Consider the following 20,452-nt stretch of genomic DNA (forward strand, 5'->3'; position numbering starts at 1 on the left):
AGGAACGGTTTCTACCAATGTTGCGGCTCCAGAGCTGAGTACCCAGCGATCCTTGCTGAAGACGTCCCACTCGTTGTTGATACGAACCGCACATTGATTGACAACTGGTGGCACTCGAGCGACGAAGCGAATCTACACCTGCACGGACCGATCCACCTCGGATCGCGTCGCGCTGCTGAAGATCGATCAATCCGCACGCTTGACCACGCACGCGAGATCGGAATCTCAGCCACGCGCTATCTTCAGCGGATCACCCTGAGGGAAGACGCGATCATCGCGCCTCACGTCATGATCGAAATCGTCGGGAGCGACCACACCCATGCCCTGCGGTTGCTAGAAGAGTGGGACGTAGTTCGCTACGTAAACCGTACTGAAGCGCCGGGATCTGTTTCTTTGCTCGCCAGCAGTAGTGCCGTTTCGGCTATTCGCGTCGAATCGAGTACTAGGAGCTAAGGCGCGGATCACGCGTTCATCCAGCGGTTTTTTCACGCGCTCGCGAGTTGCCCCAGCCCCGTCTCGATGTCCTCGGCTGTAAACAGACGTCCTTTTCGAGTTGTCCAGTTCTGGACGTATTCAGTCACCCTCTTGACATCATCCGATTCAAGCTTCTTCATCGCCCAATCAACGCTCGCGAGTAGTTCAATCGGGTATGCACCCTCGAAGCCCGCGACTCTGTCCATGACAGCACGGATAACCCATTCGTATTCACCAGCCTCGCCGTCAGGTTCAAAAGCCTCGATCGCCACAAGCCCTTGCTCGGTTACCTGGATCGGCTCAAGCGCAAGCACTCGATCGTTGCCGTCCCCGTAGCCATGAAGATAGCTACCTTCCATCTCCTGGAGCATCGCTCGAACGACGTCACTGTAGGGGCCGTATTTACCTTCGACGAAACGAAGTCGCATCTTAGGCATCAGCTGAGACGCGAAGTACATCAGCTTCTGGACCTCAAGGTGCGACGCGCCTCTTGAATCTTCCCAGGGTTCAATAATTTGACGCCGCCTTGTGTACTCCAGAATGAGTGCAACAACCAGCGCGCGCGAGTTGGTCATCTTCGGTGCCACCGAAGGAGCAACACTGAAGTGAGCGTTGACCGGCTCGAAGACCTGGATCTCAACCCCTGGGAGATCCGCCAGGGCCTGATCGACCAGCGTCCGGACCTCCGCCCAGTTGAGACCGCCATTGCCAGCGCCCAGAGGGGGCACAGCGATCGAACGGATCTTCAGATCGTCGATCACACGAATCAGATCGGTCAGACCGGCGCGAATGTAATCGAGCCGGGAATCCGCGCGCCAGTGTTTCTTAGTTGGGAAGTTGATGACGTAACGGGGGCCGCGCAACTCATAGGTTTCCGTCACGAACATCGACCCGATCTGAACGATGCCCCTGTCGCACGCCCGCTTGTACTGTTTGAAGTTCTCGGGATAACGGCGCTTGAACTGAAGTGCCAGGCCCTTCCCCATTACGCCGACAGTATTGACGGTGTTGATGACAGCATCAACGTCCGCCTGGAGGATGTCTCCGGTGGTATACGTGATCATGTCGTTTCCTCAGTATGTGATCTTTGTTGCATTGCGGTACTCGAACGAGGAGTAGCCCGCCGACGTCAGCATCTCGCGGGCCTTGATGAGAGTTGAGTCATTCCTAGCGGCAACCACGGACATCGCGCTCAGCGGCACGCGCTTATGAACGAGAACTTCGGCGGCTCGACGTGAGGCGCGAGCAAGGTCCTCCGGGACGTTGTACCAGAACTGCGCCTTGAGAAGCTCGAAGTCCACGAACGATCCGAGACTATCAAGGTCGGTCGTGAACCGACTGAGTGCGCTCGCTGCGTTTGCGTTGCTCGCGACCCACTCCATGCCCGATCCCGGGATGTCTCCCAAGCGGATTCCAAAGAATACGAGGCCGTCCAGCACCTCCGGTGGATGATTCTTGGACACGCGGTAGAGCATTGGTGACTTCGCTGCGATGTACCAGGGCACGTGCGCGCTGACTGCCCTTCCCTCCGGGTAGCCCACGGCAGACACCATCCGGCGGCGACGCTCCGCCTTGATCCCCGGGTCCGCCACGCTTCCCGATCGCTCAGCAACGTCGTCGTCACATGCGAGAGCACCCGCGGCAACAATCTCCGCGAGATATTCGATGCGAGTGAAGTGCCACACAAGCCAGTCGTCAGCGTTCGCCATCGAGGGCACGGCATCCACTGCAACGAAGCCGCCGTTGTAGTGAGTCCTCAACGCGAGCAACGAAATTCCCATCTGTGGCACACCGGTGACGAAATTATGGCATGAAGTCTACGGACACCTCCTGAACGGTAACGCGTCATATGTGCTTTGCTGCGACAGCCCAACCACTCTGACCGCCTCGCGTCCCCTTGACGCATCCGACCCGCTCAGGGGGCAAGGGGGCGCTCCCGCCAGCTGATCCCACGCCCAGCGATCCGCCTCCCGGCCTCTTCCGCCGCAACCGGCTCGCCGACATCCGCACCGACCTCGAGCCCCACGACCGAGTGCACGATCGTCCCGTCGTACACATGCACGAGGTTGTACCCCTGCGCAGCATCCTGGCCACGAGTAGCCCCGACCGGCTGAGCGAGATCCTGCCCGTACGCACTCGATGACGCTGCCGCCACAGCAATCCCCGCGAACGTCCCGAACGACGGGTGATGCACGTGCCCCGAGAGAATCCCCCGCACATCCGACCCCGCCAGCACCGCGGCCAGCGCCGCCTGCTCACGCAGCTCTACCGTGACCGCAAGGTCGAGCACCGTCGGCAGTGGCGGGTGATGGATCAGCAGCAGCGAACCTTCCGGCGCGGGCGTGGCCAGCTCAGCCGCCAACCATGACAGCTGCGCTTCATCGACCCGCCCCCAGTGCTCCCCGGGAACCGTCGAATCCAGCACGATCACCCGCATCCCGCCGAACCACTGCACCTCGACCACGGCATCCGAAGGCCCTCCCGCGAGCCCCAACTCCGCCCGCATCGCCCCGCGCTCGTCATGGTTGCCCATGGCCCACACGACCTCGCACCCCAGCGCCTCCACGGCCGGCGCCACCAGCTCCCGCAACCGCCGGTACGACGACGCGTCCCCTCGATCAGCGAGATCCCCTGTGAACAGCAGAGCATCAGGGCGAAGCCCCGAAGACACCAACCGGTCCAGCACAGAAGCCAGGTTCGCATCGGCATCCGCCCCACTGCCATACAGCGGAGCGCGTTCACCCGGAAGGTGCGTATCGGAGATGTGCACGAAGGTGTGCGATGGGCGAGAGTGCTCGGTGAGGATCATTTCTCTTCCAGTGAGACGACGAACAAGTACAGGACAGAAGTCAGACGGCGGCGGCGGTCGATCCGGGCACGAGAGTTCCGACGAACGGCTGCCGCACGGTCTCCGAAGAATCCGACTCAGCATCCGATCCCGAAAGCAACCGCTGCATCGTCTCCACAGCCGCGGCGGCAACGGCCTCGACCGGAATCCGCAGCGTCGTGAGCCCCAGCAGGTCGGCACCGGGCAGGATGCCGTCGCACCCCGTCACGCTCACATCTCCGGGTACAGACAACCCCGCAGCACGCAGAGCGCGCATGACCGCGAGCTGCCGATAGTCCGACGCGCACATCACAGCCGTGGCCCCATCGCGCACGGCATCCAGCGCCTCATCCACTCCATCGGTCGGCGCAGCCCCCGCAGACACCCGAGTCACCGTCGCCCCACCAGCGACCAACGTCGACTCCATTGCCGAAGCCCGCAGATGCTCCGCAAAAGACACATCCTCCGCGCCGGAAAGCACCACGACGCGCCGGTGCCCCAACGACAGAACATGCGACGCCAACATCCGCCCATGCGAGGGATCGTCGTAGTGCGCCGTATGAATCCCCTCCGCCGTCTCAACCCGCCCCGCGCGCACGATGGGCACCTGGTCGGCGAACGGCTCGAGCTGTGCGGCCGTGATGCCACCGGTCGCGACGATGAGTCCGGCGACGCGCATGCCGAGCAGCCGGTGCAGCGCGTTGACCTGCTCGGCTCCCTGCTCGTCGGCGCCGATCGTCACGGTCACGAGGTCGAGGCCACGCCTGTGTGCCTCATCCTGCAACCGCGAGAACAGCAGACCGTAGGCCGGGTTGCTCGCATCGCGCAGCATCAGTCCGACGGTTCCGGTGCGCCCGGCGGCGAGCTCGGCGGCCATCGTGTTGCGCACGTATCCGAGGCGCTCGGCCTCGGCGAGGATCCGCTCCTGGGTCTCGGGCGCGAATCGTCCCTCGCCCTTCAGCGCCCTCGTCGCGGTGGCCCGGGAGACCCCGGCGGCGGCGGCCACATCACTGACCGTGACGCGCAGCCCCGGAGCATCCGAAGGCGATGCACCACTCACGCGCGCGCCTTCTTGGCCTTGCGGGGCGCTCCGGCGCGCGAACCTCGTCCATACACGAGATACATGGTGACACCCATGATGATCATCAGCAGCACTGTGTAGACGAACGTGATCGGCATCGCGTCGAGATTGTTCTCGCCGCGCGTGCTCTCTTGAATCGCCACACCCAGCGGCTTGAACAGCGGGTGGTAGAGGAAGATCGCCGCGTCGTAGTCGTCGAGCAGGCTGTTGAAGTTCAGCGCCGTGATCGCCGCGGCCGTCGGCAGCACCAGCGGCACCAGCACCTTGCGGAACGTCGTCAGCGACTTCGCTCCGAGGATGCGCGAGGCGTCTTCGAGCGAATCGGGCACCGACGCGAACCCGGCCTTGAGCAGGCGCAGCGTGAACGGGATCTTCACGCAGATGTAGGCGATGAGCAGCAGGATCGGCGTGCCGGTGAGCACGAAGCCGCCCACGATCGCCCGCGGCTCATCGAACGCGGTCACCAGGGCGAGCGCGATCAGCACGATCGGCAGGATCCATGGAATGTGCAGCACGTACTCGATCGCGGTCGTCAGCAGGTTACGGTGCTTCTGCAGCATCCGCGCCACGAACAGCAGACCGCCGACCACGACGAGCGACGCGACGGTGCTGTAGACGACGCTGACGATGAACGGACGGATCGCCTCGGCGCTCGAGAACACGGTGACGTAGTTGTCGAGCGTGAAGCTGTCGAGGGTGATGGAACCGGCGAGGATGCTGCGCGCATCGACGAACGAGAAGATCACGATCAGCACGACCGGGATCAGATAGATCACCCACAGCAGGTACGCGATGACGTGCACGACGACATTCGCGAACGGGTTGCGGATCCTCTGCTTCTGGATCGGGGTCGCCACCTTCGCGACCGAGAAGTACACGCCCGACTTCTCGAAGCGGTTCATGATCGCGAGCAGGATGATCGTCGCGATGCCGAGCACGATCGCCAGGAGAGCTGCGATGTCACGCGTGATGGGGCTGCGCGACAGGTCGATGATCAGCGGCGCGACCGTCTGGAAGTCGGGCCCGCCGAGCACGAGCGGAGCCGTCAGCGCCCCGAGCCCGATGAGGAATGTGAGCACCGTGACGGCGAACAGCATCGGCTTCATCACCGGCAGCACGATGCGGCGGAGGATAGTCCAGGTCGACGCCCCCATGAGCTTCGCCGCCTCGATCGACGCGTAGTCGACTTTGCCGAGCGATGACGAGAGGAACAGCATGTGGTTGGTGGTGGTCGCGAACGTCATCACGAAGACGACCGCGAAGTATCCCGAGAACCAGTCGCGGTCCATGTCGGGCCACCAGTTGACCATCATGTTCGTGAAGAACCCGAACCGGCCGTAGATGAAGTTGTATCCCGCGGCCAGCACGATGCCGCCGTAGATCAGGGTGGTGGCATAGCCGAGCCAGAGGATCTTCGCGCCGCGCACCTGGAAGTACTTCGTCACCAGCACGATGAACACACCGACCACGTTGACCGTGATCGACAGCGTGACCGCGAGCAGGAAGCTGTTGCCGAGTGTCTTCAGCGCACGCTCGCTGCCGAACAGCTTCTCGACGGCACGGATGCTGAACTGCCCGTCGGGGAAGAACGTGACCCCGAGCAGGGCGGCGTTGGGAAGTACGAGGAACGCCGCGGCGAACCAGATCACGATGATGCCCGTGATCCAGGCGAGGGGCGAGCGGAGCATCGCCTTGACGCTGCCGGGGCGCCCTCTCTTGTTGAGCCGCGGTCCCGCCGTCTGACCCTCGACGACAGCTTCGGTCGTCAAGGAGCCGGCTTCTCCGGTCACGGCCGCTGAGGGCGGGACCGCGGGGTGTGAGGGGTTCTGGGGGTTCTGATCCGACATGTCACGCCGCCGGATACTGCAGGATCCAGCGCGGGTCCACGTCGACACGCACCGCGTCGCCGGGGTTCCACTGGCGTGCGCTCGCCGCGGCGGGAACGCTGACGCGCAGCGCAGCATCCTCTGCCGTCACCGTGTAGACGCTGTGGCTGCCGTGGTACGTGCGGTCGACAATCGTGCCGGCGAGCGACGCGGATGCCGTCGAGCTGTCGCCCGCCTCGGCGAGGTGCAGCTTCTCGGGCCGCACGTAGCTCTCGGCCGTGGCGTCGAGTCCGCCGCCGAGGCTCGTGATCTGCGCCGGGCTGAGACGGTTGTTCTCGCCGATGAACCTGCAGACGAACGGCGTCGCGCTGCGGTCGTAGATCTCCTCCGGCGTGCCCACCTGCTGCAGGGTTCCGGCGTCGAGCACGGCGATGCGGTCGCTGAGGGTGAGCGCCTCTTCTTGATCGTGCGTGACGTAGACCGTGGTCACGCCGACCTCGTGCTGCAAGTCTTTCAGCTGTTCACGCAGCTGCACGCGCAGCTTCGCGTCGAGGTTCGACAGCGGCTCGTCGAGCAAGAGGATGCTGGGGGTCAGCGCGAGCGCGCGGGCGATGGCCACACGCTGCTGCTGCCCGCCCGAGAGCTCCGAGACGTTCTTCTCGAGCTGCGACGGCGCGAGGCCCGTGCGGTCGGCGATCTCGTCGACGCGGCGGCGCTGCTCGGCCTTCGACGTCTTCTGGATCGACAGCCCGAACGCGATGTTCTCGCGCACGTTCATGCTGGGGAAGAGGGCGTAGTTCTGGAACACCATCCCCACGCCGCGCTTCTCACTGGGCACGCGAGTGACGTCACGGCCGTTGATGTGGATGCGACCGCCCGTCGGCTCGACGAACCCGGCGAGTGTGCGGAGGGCGGTGGTCTTGCCGCATCCGGACGGACCCAGGAGGGTGAAGAACTCACCCTCCTGGATCTCCAGATCGAGGTGCGAGACCGCGCGGTGATCGCCGAACGCGACCTCGACATCTTCGAAACGGATCATGGTGTCTTTCCGGCTAGTGCGAGAGGAGTGGTGGTGTCGGGCTCGATCAGCCGATGTACTCGAGCGTGACCTTCTCGACCCAGGCGCCGAGGTTCTCGCTCACGAAGCCGAAGTCGATGTCCTGACGGTCGAGGGTGCCCATGAGTTCGACGACCTCGGGGTTGGCCTGCTCGACCGCACCCTCGTTGACGGGCATCGAGTTGAACTCGGCCGCGAACTCGCCCTGCACCTCGGCGCTGCCGAACCAGTCGATGAACTCCTGGGCCTTCTCCTCGTTGCCGGTGCCGTTGATCTGCGCGATCTGCTCGGTGACATACGGCACGCCGTAGTCGGGCACGATCATGCCGGTCTTCGTGCCGTACTCCTCGTCGCGCGCGGCGATGCCGCTCGAGGGCAGCACGCCGTAGTCGATCTCGTCACGCGTGATGCGGGCGTAGAGGTCGGTGCCCTCGACCGCGGGCGATCCGTTGGCGTAGTACGACTTCACCAGGTCCCAGCCCTCGTCGCTGACGCCGAGGTCTCCGCCTTCGTCGAGGTGACGCGACAGGATGCTGGCGAGCACGAGCTGCGGGGTGGCCTGGCCGAGCGCCGGGTTGACCTCGTAGCGGCCCGCGTACTCCTCGTCGGTCCACAGGTCCTCCTCATCGGAGGGGGCGTCGGTGATGGTGTTCTCGTCGTAGACCGTGACGATGGCCTGCTCGACGAGCGGCCAGAACGCTCCGTCAGCGGGGTCGCCGGCATCGGCCGGGACCTCGCCGCTCCACTCGGGCTCGTAGGCGGTGATCGCCTCTTCGGCCTTGAGCTGCTCGAAGAACATGTTGTTCAGACCGAACACCACGTCGCCGACGGGGTTGTTCTTCTCGGCGATGATGCGGTTGGTGAGGTCGGCGCCGCCGAGACCCACGATCTCGATGTCGATGCCGGCATCCGCGGCCTTCTCGGTGATCCACTCGCCACGGCCGTCGCTGTTCGAGTTCGTGTAGACGATGAGGGTCGCATCCGACCCGCCGTCGCTCGAACCGCCGTCGGACTCGGTGCTGCCGCCTGCGCAGCCGGTCAGGGTCACGGCCGCCACCGCAGCGATTCCCAGGAGAGACCAGCGCTTCTTTCGGATGTCGACCATGGTCGCCTTTCTCGTCATCGAGGTATGTCTGATCCGACTTTACCGCGATGTTGTGGTTTACGTACAACGATCTGTCTGATTCTTAGCCGCGTTCGCGCGACCGCACTCAAGATAGGCGTCCGAGGTGAACGCACGGGGAGTGCGAAGTGAACTGTCGACGCTGTGCCTCGCCTGACGCCTGACGCCTGACGCCTGACGCCTGTTCCGTGGGTGGTCAGTAATGCACCTGAAATGGCCGCGAGGGGTGCGAAAGTGGCCACTCGCCCGCCGGTCGAACCGAGGGCGAGCGTCAGGCGGAGAACGCCGGAACGGCCTCGATCAGCATCCGCGTGTACTCCTCCTGCGGGCTCGTGAAGATCTGCGCGGCATCGCCGCACTCCACGAGCTTGCCGTGCTTGAGCACGGCGACGCGGTCGGCGGTCTCGGCGACGACACCGAGGTCGTGCGTGATGAAGAGGTAGCTCAGTTCGCGCTCGCGCTGCAGTTCGTCGAGCAGCGCGAGGATCTGCGCCTGCACCGACACGTCGAGCGCCGAGACGGCCTCGTCGAGCACGAGGAACTCCGGGTCGAGCGCGAGAGCGCGGGCGATGGCCACGCGCTGCCGCTGGCCGCCCGACAGCTCGTCGGGGAACCGGCCCAGCATCCCGTCGGGAAGGGCGACCTGCTCCGACAGCTCGACGGCGCGCTTCGACCGTGACGATCGGTCGCCCTCGCCGAACGACAGCAGGGGCTCGGTGATGAGCTGCTCGATCGTCATTCGCGGATTCAGGGAGTCGAACGGGCTCTGGTAGACCATCTGGAACCGCCGCCGCAGCTGACGCAGCTTCTCGCCCTTGAGGTGGGTGATGTCTTCGCCGGCGAACGAGATGGATCCCGAGGTCGGCTCCTCCAGCCTCAGCACGAGTCGCGCGAGCGTGCTCTTGCCCGACCCCGACTCGCCCACGACGGCGAGCGTCTCGCCGCGGCGCACCTCGAGAGAGACGGAGTCGACGGCGGTCAGCGAGCGGCGCTCGCCCTCGCCCTTGGGCAGCGGGAAGACCTTGGTGAGCTCGGAGACCCGCACGATCGGCTCGCCGCCGAACTCGATGCGGGCCTGGGTGGATGCCGTCCGCCGCTCGTGTGCGCTCAGCCGCGGTGCGGCGGCGATGAGCTTGCGGGTGTACTCGTGCGTCGGCGCGGTCATCACCTGCGCCGCCGGTCCGGAGTCCACGATCTCGCCCTGCTTCATGACGACGACCCGGTCGGCCCGCTCGGCCGCCATGCCCAGGTCGTGGGTGATGAGCAGGATCGCGGTGCCCAGCTCCTGCGTGAGGTTCGCGAGGTGGTCGAGGATCTGCTTCTGCACGGTGACGTCGAGGGCGCTCGTCGGCTCGTCGGCGATGATCAGGCTCGGCTGCGCGGCCAGCGCTCCCGCGATCAGCGCGCGCTGCTTCATGCCGCCCGAGAACTGGTGCGGATGCTGCTTCGCCCGCTCGGCCGGATACGTCAGTCCTGCCATCTCGAGCAGCTCGACGGCACGATCATGCGCGTCGTGCTTGGTCGCGAGTCCGTGCACGAGCAGCGGCTCCGCCACCTGCACCCCCACGCGTCGCACCGGGTTGAGAGAGAGCGCGGGGTCCTGGGGGACCAGCCCGATCAGACGGCCCCGGATGCTGCGCCAGCGGCGCTCGCTCAGCGGGATCAGGTCTTCGCCGTCGAACTCGATGCGCCCGCCGGTGACCTCGGCGTTCGGCGCGAGGAGGTTCATGATCGACTGCGCGACCGTGCTCTTGCCGGATCCGGATTCGCCGACGATCGCGACCACTTCTCCGCGGCCCACGCTGAGATTCACCCCGCGCACCGCATCGACCTCGCGGTCGCCGATCCGGTAGGCGACGCGCAGATCCTCGACGCGCAGGATGTCGTCACGCGCGGCGGGTCGGCCGCCGGGTGTCGGGTTCACGGCCTCACCGAGTCGGGCGGACTCATCGGCGGTCGCGGCGATGTCCTTCGGCATGCGTCCTCCTCGTCGAGCACGGGTCGTGTCATCAGCACTGATCATCTTCTCGTTCACGCTAGGCGTGAGGATTCATCCCGATCAAGCACTACATCGGCATTGGGCAATGCGCCCACTGCATAGATCAGTCGTCGTGATCCACGTCGTCGATCAGATTCAGCAGCCGTTCGACGAGAGGATTGTGCGACTCCGAGTTCCACGCGATGTCGAGCTCGACGCTGTTCACCCGCGACGACGGATCGGCCTCGCTGATCGGCAGCATCGTCACGGTGTCGGGAGAGATCCGCTCGGCCGACTGCGGCACGAGCGTGAACCCGATGCCGGCGCTGACCATCGCCAGCAGGGCGGGCACCTGCCCGGCATACTGCACGATGTGCGGATGCACCCCGCTCGCCACGAACATCGAGAGCAGCAGGTCGTGGAAGTAGCGCGCGCCGCTCGGGGAGTACATGAGCAGCGACTCGTCCTTGAGGTCGATGAGCTTCACGGGCTCCGCGCGCTGTGCCAGTGCCGAGTCGCTGGGCAGCGCCACCGCCAGCCGCTCGCGGTACACCGCGCGGCTGCTGATCTGCGGTCGGGCGAGCAGTGGCCGCATGAGGCCGATGTCGACCGTGCCCTTCTCGAGCTCTTCCACCTGGTCGAGCGAGACGAGTTCGCGCAGCAGCAGGGTGACGCCGGGCAGCTCGGCCGACGCGCGCCGCAGCAGATCGGGCACGACGGCCTGCCCGGCCATCGCGGTGTAGGCGATCGTGACGGTTCCGGCGGCGCCCTCGCCGACCGAGCGCACGTCCGAGACCGCCTTCGCCGCGAGGTCGATCAGGCGCCGCGCGTTGGGCAGCAGCGCGCGCCCGGCCTGAGTCAGCGCGACGCGACGGCTGGTGCGATCGAACAGTCGGGTCGACAGCTCGCGCTCGAGCTGCTGGATCTGCCGACTGAGCGGTGGCTGCGTCATCTTGAGTCGGGTCGCGGCCGCACCGAAGTGCAGTTCCTCCGCGACGGCGATGAAGCATTCGAGCTGTACCAGCGAGATCATCGATCCACTCCCGACATCAATCAGTGCGAGTTTTGGTTTGTCCGCGCATCTGTCCCCACCATAGTGTCGGAGAAACTCGATGACGCGGAATCCGTCGAAGCGGAGTCCCGGAGTCTCACCAACGGAGGCGTGATGTCCGAAGAGTTCCTGCTGTCTGTCCCGGCTGCCACGCGGTTGTCCGAGAACGCGGTGCGGTCCGTCCGCATCACTCCGGTCGCATTCCACGACCCACCCCTGCTCAACACCGTCGGCGTGCACGAGCCGCTCGCGCTGCGCGCCATCGTGCAGGTGACCACCGAATCGGGCGTCGTCGGACTCGGCGAGACCTACGGCGACAGCGCGCACCTGCAGCGATTGCGGGTCGCCGCCGACGCCGTGCTCGGCTGCGACGTGTTCGCCGCGAACGACCTGCGAGCGCGGGTCGAACGCAGTGTGGCCGGCGACGGGGTGCAGGGCGGACACGGCATGTCGGGCATGGTCACCGGCACGAGCACCGGCGACCGCGTGCTCTCGCCGTTCGACGTGGCCGCCATCGACATCCGCGGCAAGCTGCTCGGCATGCCCGCCAGTGAGCTGCTGGGCGGACGGGTGCGGGACGCCGTGCCGTTCAGCGGCTACCTCTTCTACAAGTGGGCAGGCCACCCGGGTGAGGCATCCGACGAATGGGGCGAGGCGCTGACGCCGGACGGCATCGTCAGGCAGGCGCGTCGCATCGTCGACGCCTACGGCTTCACAGCGCTCAAGCTCAAGGCCGGTGTCTTCGCGCCCGACGATGAGATCGCCGCGATCCTCGCGCTGCGCGAGGAGTTCCCCGACCACCCCCTGCGCATCGATCCGAACGGCGCCTGGACCGTCGAGACCTCGCTGCGGGTCGCCGATGCGCTGAAGGACGTGCTCGAGTACCTCGAAGACCCCACCCCGGGTCTCGAGGGCATGGCCGAGGTGCGCCGCCACACCGACCTGCCGCTCGCCACCAACATGTGCGTCGTCGCGTTCTCGCACATCGCAGATGCCGTGCGCCTCGGCGCGATCGACATCGTGCTCTCCGACCACCACTTCTGGGGAGGTCTCGAACGATCCCGGCTGCTCGCCGGCTTCGCCGAGACGCTCGGGTGGGGGCTTTCCATGCACTCGAACTCGCACCTCGGCATCAGCCTCGCGGCGATGACCCACCTCGCCGGTGCCACCCCCGGCGTCGGCTACGCGTGCGACACGCACTGGCCGTGGAAGCGCGAGGACGAAGACGTCATCGCCCCCGGCGCCCTGACCTTCAGGGACGGATCGCTGGCAGTGCCGACCGCGCCAGGACTCGGCGTCGAGCTCGACCCCGAGGCGCTCGCGCGGCTGCACAGGCAGTACCTCGACGGCGGCATCCGGGAGCGCGACGACACCGGCTACATGCAGCGCGTCGACCCCGGATACGTGCTCGAGAGCCCCCGCTGGTGAACGCGCCGCTGCGCATCGCGGTCACCGATCCGATCATGTCGGCGTTCGCCGACGATCTGCGCCGCACCGCGCGCCCGCACGAGTGGGTGTTCGCCGACCTCGACGTGCCCGGTTCGACGCGAGCGGCGATCGAGGGCGCCGACGTGGTGATCTGCTCGCGGCTCACGGTCGCCGAGATGGCCGGCGCCGATCACGTGCGACTCGTGCATGCGACGGGTGCGGGCGTCGACCGGGTGGAAGCCGGTGCCGTGCCCGACGATGTGCCGCTGTGCAACACCGGTCACCACGGCGCCGCGATCGCCGAGCACGTGATCATGACCGCACTCATGCTGCGCCGTCACGCGATCGACGCCGATGCCGAGATGCGTCGGGGGGAGTGGCGGACGATCGCGACGGCAGGCGCCTCGTACCATCGCTCGCTCGCCGGCAGCACCCTCGGACTGGTCGGCTACGGCGAGATCGGCCGCTCCGTCGCCCACCTCGCGAAGGCCTTCGGCATGCGCGTCGTCGCGATGCGCCGGCATCCGGATGCGGGCGGCCCCGGAACCGAGCTGCTCGATCAGGTGTACGGCGAGGATCAGCTGCATCCGCTGCTGCGAGAGAGCGATGTCGTCGTCGTCACCGCGCCCCTCACCGAGAGCACGCGAGGGATGATCGACGCCGACGCGCTCGCGCAGCTGAACGCCGACGCCCTGGTCATCAACGTCGCCCGCGGGGCGCTCATCGATGAGGACGCACTGTTCTCGGCCCTCAGCGAAGGACGCATCGGGGGAGCGGCGATCGACGTGTGGTGGGAGGCGCCGCAGGGCGCGCAGGCTCCACCCGTCGTGCAGAGATTCGCCGCGCTCGATCGGGTCGTGCTCACCCCGCACCACTCGGGTCATGCCCGCGAGGTCTTCACGGCGCGGGCAGCCGACATCGCCCGCAACATCGACCTGCTCGACGCGGGCCTCCCACTCGAGCGTCAGGTGCGCTGAGGCGGCTGGCCGTGGGCGGGTCGCTCCGGCATCCGCTCAGCCGAGCTCGAACAGGCGGGTGACGATCAGCGTCACCGCACCGAGGGCGGATGCTCCGAGAGCGATCGCGCGCGTGCGCCGGCGGTTGAGGAACCTGTTCACGAACCGCGACAGCACCACCCCGGCCACGGCGAACGGCGCCATCCAGGCCGCCGTGGCGAGCGCGTGCGTCGGCACCGCGCCCCACAGGAACAGCGCGACGAGCGACAGCGATGATCCGACGAGGAAGAACGCCGACATCGTGCCGCGCAGCCGCGGCCCGTCGGAGCCCTGCCAGATGATCGCCATCGGCGCCCCTCCGACCGACGTGGTCGTGCCCATGACACCCGACAGTGCCCCGGCCACCGCCTGCGTCGTCCTCGTCACTCTCGGGCGCCAGCCCCGCAGCGAGACGACGACTCCGAGCAGCACGACGACCGCGACCGCCCAGGAGAGCACGGTCGTCGACATCACGGTGACGAGACCCGCGCCGACGACGGTCCCGGGCACCCGCCCCGCCAACGCCCAGCCGGCCCCGCGCAGGTCGAGCGCCGCGCGATCCATCACCGCCACGATCAGCGTCACGACCATGGCCAGCATGATCACGAGCACCGGCAGCAGCGTCGTGTCGATCAGGGCGATGAACGGTGCGGCCAGCATCCCCATTCCGAAGCCGATCGAGCCCTGCAGGCAGCCGGCGACGAGGATGACAGCCCCCAGCAGCACGAACTCGAGCGGCGTCACCGCGGACTCAGCGACGCGGGGCGATCGAGCCGATCATACGACGGCGCTTCTTGCTCTGCAGACGCCAGCGCTGGCCCGGGTCGGTCGCGAGACGCAGCCACGCGGCCAGGACGTTCGCGCACACCGTGGTGATGACGATCGCGAGACCGGGGAGCACCGACTGCCACCACGCCTCGGCGAGGTACTGGCGTCCCTGCGAGACCATGAGGCCCCAGCTGACATCGGGCGGCTGGATGCCGATGCCGAGGAAGCTCAGCGACGACTCGGCCAGCATCACGTAGCAGAACTCCAGCGTCGCCAGCGTGACCAACGTGGGCAGGACGTTCGGGACGATGTGCCGGAAGACGATGGCCTTGTTCGTGGCTCCGAAGTTCGTCGCGGCGTCGACGAACATCCTCGAGCGCAGCTCGGCGGCATCCGCTCGCGCCGTGCGCAGGTAGAGAGGGATGCGGGTGATCGCGAGCACGAGCACGATGTTGGCCGCACTCGGGTTGAACACGTACAGGATCACGACGGCGAGCAGCAGCGAGGGGAAGCTCATGATGACGTCGGCGATGCGCATCGACACCGACTCGCGCCATCCGCGGTGGAATCCGGCCCACATGCCCCAGATCGAGCCGACGACCGCCGAGACGACCACGGCGGCCGCCGCGACACCGAGCGTGGTTCCCGCCGCGGTGATGATGCGGGCGAGCAGGCTGCGACCCAGCGAGTCGCTGCCGAGGACGTACTCCCAGCCGAGCTGGAAGCTGAACGGCGGCATGTTGCGCGCGCCGAGGTCCTGTCGCTGGGCCATCTCGCCGAACAGCGGCGGACCGATGATCGCGGTGAGCACGATGAACGACAGCACGATGGCGGCGGCGGTGGCGACCTTGTCCTTCAGCAGCAGCTGCCAGAGGTTGGCGCGACCCGACGAGCGGGCTCCGCGCGCCTTCTGCGTGAGGACGGTGACGGTCGATGCGTTGTCAGACATTCGTCAGCACCTCTGCCTTCGTGTCGGAGAGTGCCCCGGGACCGCGGCGACGGGCCTTGGCTCCCGAGGTCGGCCGCACGCGGGGATCCAGCAGCGCGTAACCGAGGTCGATGATGATGTTGAGGGCGAAGATCGCCAGAGCGGTGATGAGCACCGCGGCCTGCAGCACCGCGAAGTCGCGCTGCAGGATCGAGTCGATCATGAGCTTGCCGATGCCCGGCCAGCCGAAGATCGACTCCACCACGACCGCGCCGTTGATGAGTCCGACGGTCAGGTCGCCGGCGACGGTCAGGGCGGGTGCTGCGGCGTTGCGCAGCGCGTGCTTCGAGACGATGTGCATCTGGCCGGCGCCGCGACTGCGGGCGACCTGGATGTACGGCTGCCCGAGCACGGTCACCATCGACCCGCGGATCACCTGGGCGAGCACCCCGACCGGTCGCAGCATGAGCGTCGCGACCGGCAGGATCCAGACGAGAGCGCCGGAGGTTCCGGATGTCGGCAGCCAGCCGAGGGTGATCGCGAAGATCCAGATGCCGAGGATCGCCACCCAGAAGTCGGGCACGCTGGCCGCCGTCATCGAGAAGAAGCTCACGATGCGGTCGGCGATGCCGTTCGGCTTCAGCGATGCCCAGCTGCCGAGCACGATGGCGATGACGATCGCGAGGACCATCGTCACCGCGGCGAGCTGCAGGGTGGCGGGGAAGGCACGCAGCGCCATCTCGGCGGCGGGTTCCCCGGTGCGCAGCGACTGACCGAAGTCCAGCTGCAGGACACCGAGGAAGTAGTCGCCCATCTGCTTCCACAGCGGCTGGTCGAAGCCGTTGCGGGCGGCGAAGTCCTCGCGCATCTGGTCGGTGGCGTTCAGCGGAAGGTACAGCTGCGACGGATCGCCGGTGAGACGGGCGAGCACGAAGACACCCAGTACGACGGCGATCAGCGGCAGCGCGCTCTGCAGGATCCGTTTTCTCAGGTAGGTCCACATGGTCGCCCGCCTCTCACTCTCGCTCGCGGTCAGCCCGCGAGCGAGACCTCCTTGATGCGCAGCTCGTCGCCGGTCGACGAGTTGGGCTCGTACGTCACGCGGTCGGCGAGACCGAGCATGACCGTCTGGTGCGCGATCGGGGCGAGGGCCACGACGTTCTCGCGCTCGTAGGCGAACACGTCCTCGTAGGCCGCCTGACGCTCATCGCCGGTCAGGGTGCGTGCCGTGTTGATGAGCTCGTCTAGACCCGGGTCGCCGAACTCGGCCTGCGCACCGCCCGTGAGCATGTACTGCTCGACCGTGAACTGCGCGTCACCCGCCTGGTTGCCGTGCTGGATGAGCATCGAGATGGGGCCCTCGTTCGTGACGAACGGGCTCAGCTGGTACTGCAGGTGCTGCGTGGTGTCGACCATGCGGAGCTCGACGTTGAGGCCGGCGGCGGCGAGCTGCTCGCGCAGGACCTCGCCGAGCTCGCTGACCTTCGGGAACTGCGCGGTGCGCACCGGCATGAGGATCTTCGTGTCCGTCGGGACACCGTCAGCCGCAGCCTCCTCGACGAGGGCCTTCGCCTTCTCGGGGTCGTACTCCCAGGGCTCGAGGTCGGAGTTGAAGCCGACGATGCCCTCGGGGATCAGCTGCGCGGCGACCACGTCGCCGTCGGGGTAGAGGGAGGAGACGATGCCCTCGCGGTCGATCGCGTAGTTGATCGCCTGGCGGATGCGGATGTCGTCGAGCGGCGCCGTCTGCCCGGAGAAGCGCAGTGCGATCGTCTCGTTGTTCGGGTAGCTCACGCCGAAGTCGCCGATGCCGTCCTCGGCGCTGAGGCCGAGGGCGATGTCTGCCTCGCCGCTGGTGATCATCGCGGCACGGACGGCGCCCTCCGACCGCCACTGGTACTCGACCTCGGCGAACTGCGGAGCGTCGCCCCAGTAGTCGTCGTTGCGGTCGAGGGTGAGCTTCGTGCCGGCCTGCCAGTCGCCGATCGCGTAGGGGCCGGTGCCGATGGGCTCGCGCACGAACTCGGTGTTCGAGGTCTCGGGGGAGACGATCTCGATGAACGAGAGCTTCAGCGGGAGGATCGGGTCGGGGCTCGGGGTGGTCACGGTGAGGGTGGTGGCATCGGTGGCGGCGACCTCGAGGTCGTCGTCACCGAAGATGTAGCCCTCGACGTTGCAGCCGAGGTCGCCGTTCACGGCGCGGTCGATCGAGTAGGCGGCCGCTTCGGCGTCGAAGGGGGTGCCGTCCTGGAAGGTGACGTCATCGCGGACGGTGAACGTCCACTCGGAGTCGCCGGTCTGCTCCCACTCGGTGGCGAGCAGCGGCTCGAGCTCTCCGGTCGACGGGTTGCGCTCGACGAGCGGCTCGGTCACCGTGCTGCGCACGACCACACCCGTCGAGGTGAGGTTCGCGTCGCATGCCTCGAGCGTGGGCGGCTCCTGCGTGAGCACGACGCGGAGGGTGTCTTCGGTGCCACCCTCGCCGCCGCCTTGCGACTCCGAGTTCGCGACCGAGCAGGATGCGAGCAGTGCGATCGACGCGATTCCAGCGGTGACGGCGGACGCGCGGGCCGCTCTGCGTCGGGGGGAAGAAAGCTTCATCGGTTCCTCCAGGTAGGGGACGGCCGAGGCCCAGAGTGGTCGTCGGCTCGTTCAGAATGTCGCAGACCGCTTCCCGAGCGTCAACCGATGCGCGGCACGCATCGGCGGGCGGAACCGGGGCTCGGCGCTCGGCAGCGGTGGAGCGACATGCGGCGATCCGCGGGATTCCGCCGTTCTCGCCCGATGAATACAGCGGACGCATCAATCCATGCAACTTCGCTTATGGAACTGCATCGTTGACGGGTCGTAGTCTCGCGCCATGACGAACATCATCGATGCCCCCTCGCCCGTCGCCCCCGGCTCCGTCGCCCAGGCGGGGCCACTGCTCGACTCTCTCGAGCGGACGCTTCAGGACGAGTACTCCGTGGTGCGTCTTCCCGACGACCTCACGACCCTCGATCCCGCGGATGCCGCGAAGGTGCGCGCCGTCGTCACGAGCGGTCGCAACGGTGTCCCGTCCGCTCTGATGGCTGCGCTCCCGAACCTCGAGATCGTGACCAATTTCGGGGTGGGCTACGACACGACCGATGTGGCTCAGGCGGTCGCACGTGGCATCCAGGTCACCCACACGCCCGATGTGCTCACCGACTGCGTCGCCGATACGGCCCTCGGGCTCATGCTCGACGTGTTCCGACGGTTCGGGGCATCCGAGAGGTTCCTGCGCGAGGGCCGCTGGGAGTCCGGCGGCTTCCCGCTGACGCGTCGGTTCTCGGGCAGCACGGTCGGCGTGCTCGGCCTCGGCCGCATCGGGCAGGCGATCGCCCGGCGCGCGGCGGCATTCGACGCGACGATCCTCTACACGACCCGCCGCCCCGTCGAGGAGGCGCCGTGGGAGCACGTGGCTTCCGCCGTCGAACTCGCACGCCGATCGGACGTGCTCGTCATCGCGGTTCCCGGCGGCGCGGCGACCGTGGGGCTCGTGGATGCCGAGGTCATCCGGGCGCTGGGACCGGACGGGTTCCTGGTCAACATCGCCCGCGGCTCGGTCGTCGACGAGGACGCGCTGATCGCCGCTCTCGAGGCCGGTGAGATCGCGGGGGCGGGTCTCGACGTGTTCGCGCAGGAGCCGCACGTGCCCGAGCGGTTGATCCGCGACGATGTCACGCTGCTGCCCCACGTCGGCAGCGGGACGCACGAGACCCGGCGCGACATGCGAGACCTCACGCTGGCGAACCTTCGGGCGTACCTCGCAGGCGAGCCGCTCCCGACGCCGGTGCCGGAGATGTCTGCGCTTTGATGCAGGCGGTGCATTGATCTATCCACCATTTGGTTTGTAGGCGCATCGTTTCCCGCATAGCGTGACGATTGTTCAGATCCGAGCCGGACACCGGCGCGACACCCCAGGAGTGCACCGTGGCACGATTCACGCCCACCGAGCTGGCCGACCACCTTCGCGAAGGTCTCCTCTCGTTCCCCGCGACGGCATTCACGCCGGAGCTCGAGTTCGATGAGAAGCGCTACCGCGAGCACGTCGAGTGGCAGGCCGGATTCGGCGTCGCCGGTCTGTTCGCCGCCGGCGGCACCGGCGAGGGCTTCAGCCTCGATGCCGCAGAGTCGGCCGCGGTCGTCCGCGCGGCCGTGCAGGCATCCCGCCCCGAGGTGCCGGTGCTCGCGTCGGCCGGAGGCTGGACCCGCAACGCGATCGCGAACGCTCGTGCAGCCGAGGAGGCCGGTGCCGAGGGCATCCTCGTGCTGCCCCCGTATCTCACCGAGTGCGACCAGCCCGGTCTCGTCGAGCATGTCTCGGCGATCGCCGCAGCGACCCGTCTCGCGATCATCGTCTACAACCGGGGCAATGCGATCTACTCGGCCGAGACGATGGCGATCCTCGCCGACCGACACGAGAACGTCATCGGCTTCAAGGATGCGACGGCCGACATCGAGCACCTCGCCTCGGTCTACGTCCGCAACGGCGAGCGGCTGTTCTACCTGGGCGGGCTGCCGACGGCGGAGACGTATGCGCTGCCGCTGCTGCAGATGGGCATGAGCACCTACTCGTCCGCGATGTTCAACTTCGTTCCCGAGTTCGCCCTCGAGTTCTACCGTGACGTGCGTGCCCAGGACCGAGTCGCGGTGACCGAGAAGCTGGGACGCTTCGTGCTGCCGTACATCGCGATCCGCGATCGGGGCCGCGGCTTCGGCGTCTCGATCGTCAAGGCGGGGCTGCGTCTCACCGGACACGGCGTCGGACCCGTCCGCCCGCCGCTGCACGACCTGTCGGAGCAGGATGATGCCGACCTCCTGCAGCTTCTCGACCGCGCCGGGCTGCTCGAGTCCGTCCCCGTCTGATCCTCACCATCCCCACCCTCGATTCA

At 67.1% G+C, this 20,452-nt stretch carries 17 protein-coding genes; 4 read left to right on the forward strand and 13 right to left on the reverse strand.

Going from position 1 to position 20,452, the window contains the following annotated elements:
• Positions 1 to 485: 485 nt before the first annotated feature.
• The 9 genes from AB0P11_RS01255 to AB0P11_RS01295 all read right to left on the reverse strand — a co-directional run bounded on the left by AB0P11_RS01255 (position 486) and on the right by AB0P11_RS01295 (position 11,399).
• Positions 486 to 1,538, reverse strand: a complete 1,053-nt coding sequence (locus tag AB0P11_RS01255) for a macro domain-containing protein (protein WP_363519080.1) — start codon at positions 1,536 to 1,538, stop codon at positions 486 to 488.
• Between the two features lie 9 nt (positions 1,539 to 1,547).
• Positions 1,548 to 2,255 carry a DUF4433 domain-containing protein gene (locus AB0P11_RS01260; RefSeq protein ID WP_363519938.1) on the reverse strand — a complete coding sequence of 236 codons (708 nt, stop codon included), beginning with the start codon at positions 2,253 to 2,255 and terminating at the stop codon, positions 1,548 to 1,550.
• A 134-nt stretch (positions 2,256 to 2,389) separates the two neighbouring features.
• The gene (locus tag AB0P11_RS01265; protein WP_363519083.1) at positions 2,390 to 3,283 is read right to left on the reverse strand and encodes a metallophosphoesterase; all 894 of its coding nucleotides are present in this window, start codon (positions 3,281 to 3,283) and stop codon (positions 2,390 to 2,392) included.
• A gap of 40 nt (positions 3,284 to 3,323) precedes the next feature.
• Complete coding sequence (locus AB0P11_RS01270; protein ID WP_363519086.1) at positions 3,324 to 4,361, reverse strand: LacI family DNA-binding transcriptional regulator; 1,038 nt, start codon at positions 4,359 to 4,361, stop codon at positions 3,324 to 3,326.
• Positions 4,358 to 6,151 carry an iron ABC transporter permease gene (locus AB0P11_RS01275; protein WP_363519089.1) on the reverse strand — a complete coding sequence of 598 codons (1,794 nt, stop codon included), beginning with the start codon at positions 6,149 to 6,151 and terminating at the stop codon, positions 4,358 to 4,360. Before AB0P11_RS01275 ends, AB0P11_RS01270 begins: the two co-directional genes overlap by 4 nt.
• A 79-nt stretch (positions 6,152 to 6,230) precedes the next feature.
• Positions 6,231 to 7,247, reverse strand: coding sequence for an ABC transporter ATP-binding protein (locus AB0P11_RS01280; protein WP_295100967.1), 1,017 nt, complete (start codon positions 7,245 to 7,247; stop codon positions 6,231 to 6,233).
• A gap of 46 nt (positions 7,248 to 7,293) precedes the next feature.
• Complete coding sequence (locus tag AB0P11_RS01285) at positions 7,294 to 8,370, reverse strand: extracellular solute-binding protein (protein ID WP_363519093.1); 1,077 nt, start codon at positions 8,368 to 8,370, stop codon at positions 7,294 to 7,296.
• Positions 8,371 to 8,659: 289 nt separating this feature from the next.
• Positions 8,660 to 10,366, reverse strand: coding sequence for an ABC transporter ATP-binding protein (locus AB0P11_RS01290; RefSeq protein ID WP_363519096.1), 1,707 nt, complete (start codon positions 10,364 to 10,366; stop codon positions 8,660 to 8,662).
• Positions 10,367 to 10,490: 124 nt separating this feature from the next.
• Positions 10,491 to 11,399, reverse strand: coding sequence for a LysR family transcriptional regulator (locus AB0P11_RS01295; RefSeq protein ID WP_363519099.1), 909 nt, complete (start codon positions 11,397 to 11,399; stop codon positions 10,491 to 10,493).
• A gap of 132 nt (positions 11,400 to 11,531) precedes the next feature.
• On the opposite strand from AB0P11_RS01295, the gene AB0P11_RS01300 reads away from it, so the two are divergent.
• Entirely contained in the window at positions 11,532 to 12,845 is a 1,314-nt protein-coding gene (locus AB0P11_RS01300; protein ID WP_363519102.1) for a glucarate dehydratase family protein, read from the forward strand.
• Positions 12,842 to 13,822, forward strand: coding sequence for a 2-hydroxyacid dehydrogenase (locus AB0P11_RS01305; protein ID WP_363519105.1), 981 nt, complete (start codon positions 12,842 to 12,844; stop codon positions 13,820 to 13,822). Before AB0P11_RS01300 ends, AB0P11_RS01305 begins: the two co-directional genes overlap by 4 nt.
• A 36-nt stretch (positions 13,823 to 13,858) precedes the next feature.
• Here the strand turns inward: AB0P11_RS01305 and AB0P11_RS01310 are convergent, their stop codons facing one another.
• From AB0P11_RS01310 to AB0P11_RS01325, 4 genes are read right to left on the reverse strand one after another with little or no spacing between them, the layout of a single operon-like run.
• A complete protein-coding gene (locus AB0P11_RS01310; RefSeq protein WP_363519108.1) occupies positions 13,859 to 14,584 on the reverse strand; it encodes a sulfite exporter TauE/SafE family protein in 726 nt (241 codons plus the stop codon).
• Between the two features lie 7 nt (positions 14,585 to 14,591).
• On the reverse strand, positions 14,592 to 15,557 hold the full coding sequence (locus AB0P11_RS01315) for an ABC transporter permease (protein WP_363519111.1): 966 nt from the start codon (positions 15,555 to 15,557) through the stop codon (positions 14,592 to 14,594).
• Entirely contained in the window at positions 15,550 to 16,539 is a 990-nt protein-coding gene (locus AB0P11_RS01320) for an ABC transporter permease (RefSeq protein ID WP_056510877.1), read from the reverse strand. The genes AB0P11_RS01315 and AB0P11_RS01320 overlap by 8 nt, the downstream gene beginning before the upstream one ends.
• A 29-nt stretch (positions 16,540 to 16,568) precedes the next feature.
• The gene (locus AB0P11_RS01325) at positions 16,569 to 18,137 is read right to left on the reverse strand and encodes an ABC transporter substrate-binding protein (RefSeq protein WP_363519115.1); all 1,569 of its coding nucleotides are present in this window, start codon (positions 18,135 to 18,137) and stop codon (positions 16,569 to 16,571) included.
• Positions 18,138 to 18,396: 259 nt separating this feature from the next.
• Between AB0P11_RS01325 and AB0P11_RS01330 the strand changes: the two genes are divergently transcribed.
• Positions 18,397 to 19,374: a 2-hydroxyacid dehydrogenase gene (locus AB0P11_RS01330; protein ID WP_363519118.1), complete on the forward strand. Its 978-nt coding sequence runs from the start codon at positions 18,397 to 18,399 to the stop codon at positions 19,372 to 19,374.
• Positions 19,375 to 19,490: 116 nt separating this feature from the next.
• Positions 19,491 to 20,426, forward strand: a complete 936-nt coding sequence (locus AB0P11_RS01335) for a 5-dehydro-4-deoxyglucarate dehydratase (RefSeq protein WP_053098437.1) — start codon at positions 19,491 to 19,493, stop codon at positions 20,424 to 20,426.
• The last annotated feature ends 26 nt before the right edge of the window (positions 20,427 to 20,452 follow it).

Source organism: Microbacterium sp. NPDC079176, assembly GCF_040686675.1.
In the GTDB taxonomy this organism is placed as follows: Bacteria; Actinomycetota; Actinomycetes; order Actinomycetales; family Microbacteriaceae; genus Microbacterium.

Bases quoted from the DNA above. Each gene is read 5' to 3' on its own strand.
- AB0P11_RS01330 (WP_363519118.1), top strand. From the start codon at position 18,397: ATGACGAACATCATCGATGCCCCCTCGCCCGTCGCCCCCGGCTCCGTC.
- AB0P11_RS01255 (WP_363519080.1), bottom strand. From the start codon at position 1,538: ATGATCACGTATACCACCGGAGACATCCTCCAGGCGGACGTTGATGCT.
- AB0P11_RS01285 (WP_363519093.1), bottom strand. From the start codon at position 8,370: ATGGTCGACATCCGAAAGAAGCGCTGGTCTCTCCTGGGAATCGCTGCG.
- AB0P11_RS01290 (WP_363519096.1), bottom strand. From the start codon at position 10,366: ATGCCGAAGGACATCGCCGCGACCGCCGATGAGTCCGCCCGACTCGGT.
- AB0P11_RS01260 (WP_363519938.1), bottom strand. From the start codon at position 2,255: ATGGGAATTTCGTTGCTCGCGTTGAGGACTCACTACAACGGCGGCTTC.
- AB0P11_RS01265 (WP_363519083.1), bottom strand. From the start codon at position 3,283: ATGATCCTCACCGAGCACTCTCGCCCATCGCACACCTTCGTGCACATC.
- AB0P11_RS01325 (WP_363519115.1), bottom strand. From the start codon at position 18,137: ATGAAGCTTTCTTCCCCCCGACGCAGAGCGGCCCGCGCGTCCGCCGTC.
- AB0P11_RS01315 (WP_363519111.1), bottom strand. From the start codon at position 15,557: ATGTCTGACAACGCATCGACCGTCACCGTCCTCACGCAGAAGGCGCGC.
- AB0P11_RS01295 (WP_363519099.1), bottom strand. From the start codon at position 11,399: ATGATCTCGCTGGTACAGCTCGAATGCTTCATCGCCGTCGCGGAGGAA.
- AB0P11_RS01300 (WP_363519102.1), top strand. From the start codon at position 11,532: ATGTCCGAAGAGTTCCTGCTGTCTGTCCCGGCTGCCACGCGGTTGTCC.
- AB0P11_RS01280 (WP_295100967.1), bottom strand. From the start codon at position 7,247: ATGATCCGTTTCGAAGATGTCGAGGTCGCGTTCGGCGATCACCGCGCG.
- AB0P11_RS01320 (WP_056510877.1), bottom strand. From the start codon at position 16,539: ATGTGGACCTACCTGAGAAAACGGATCCTGCAGAGCGCGCTGCCGCTG.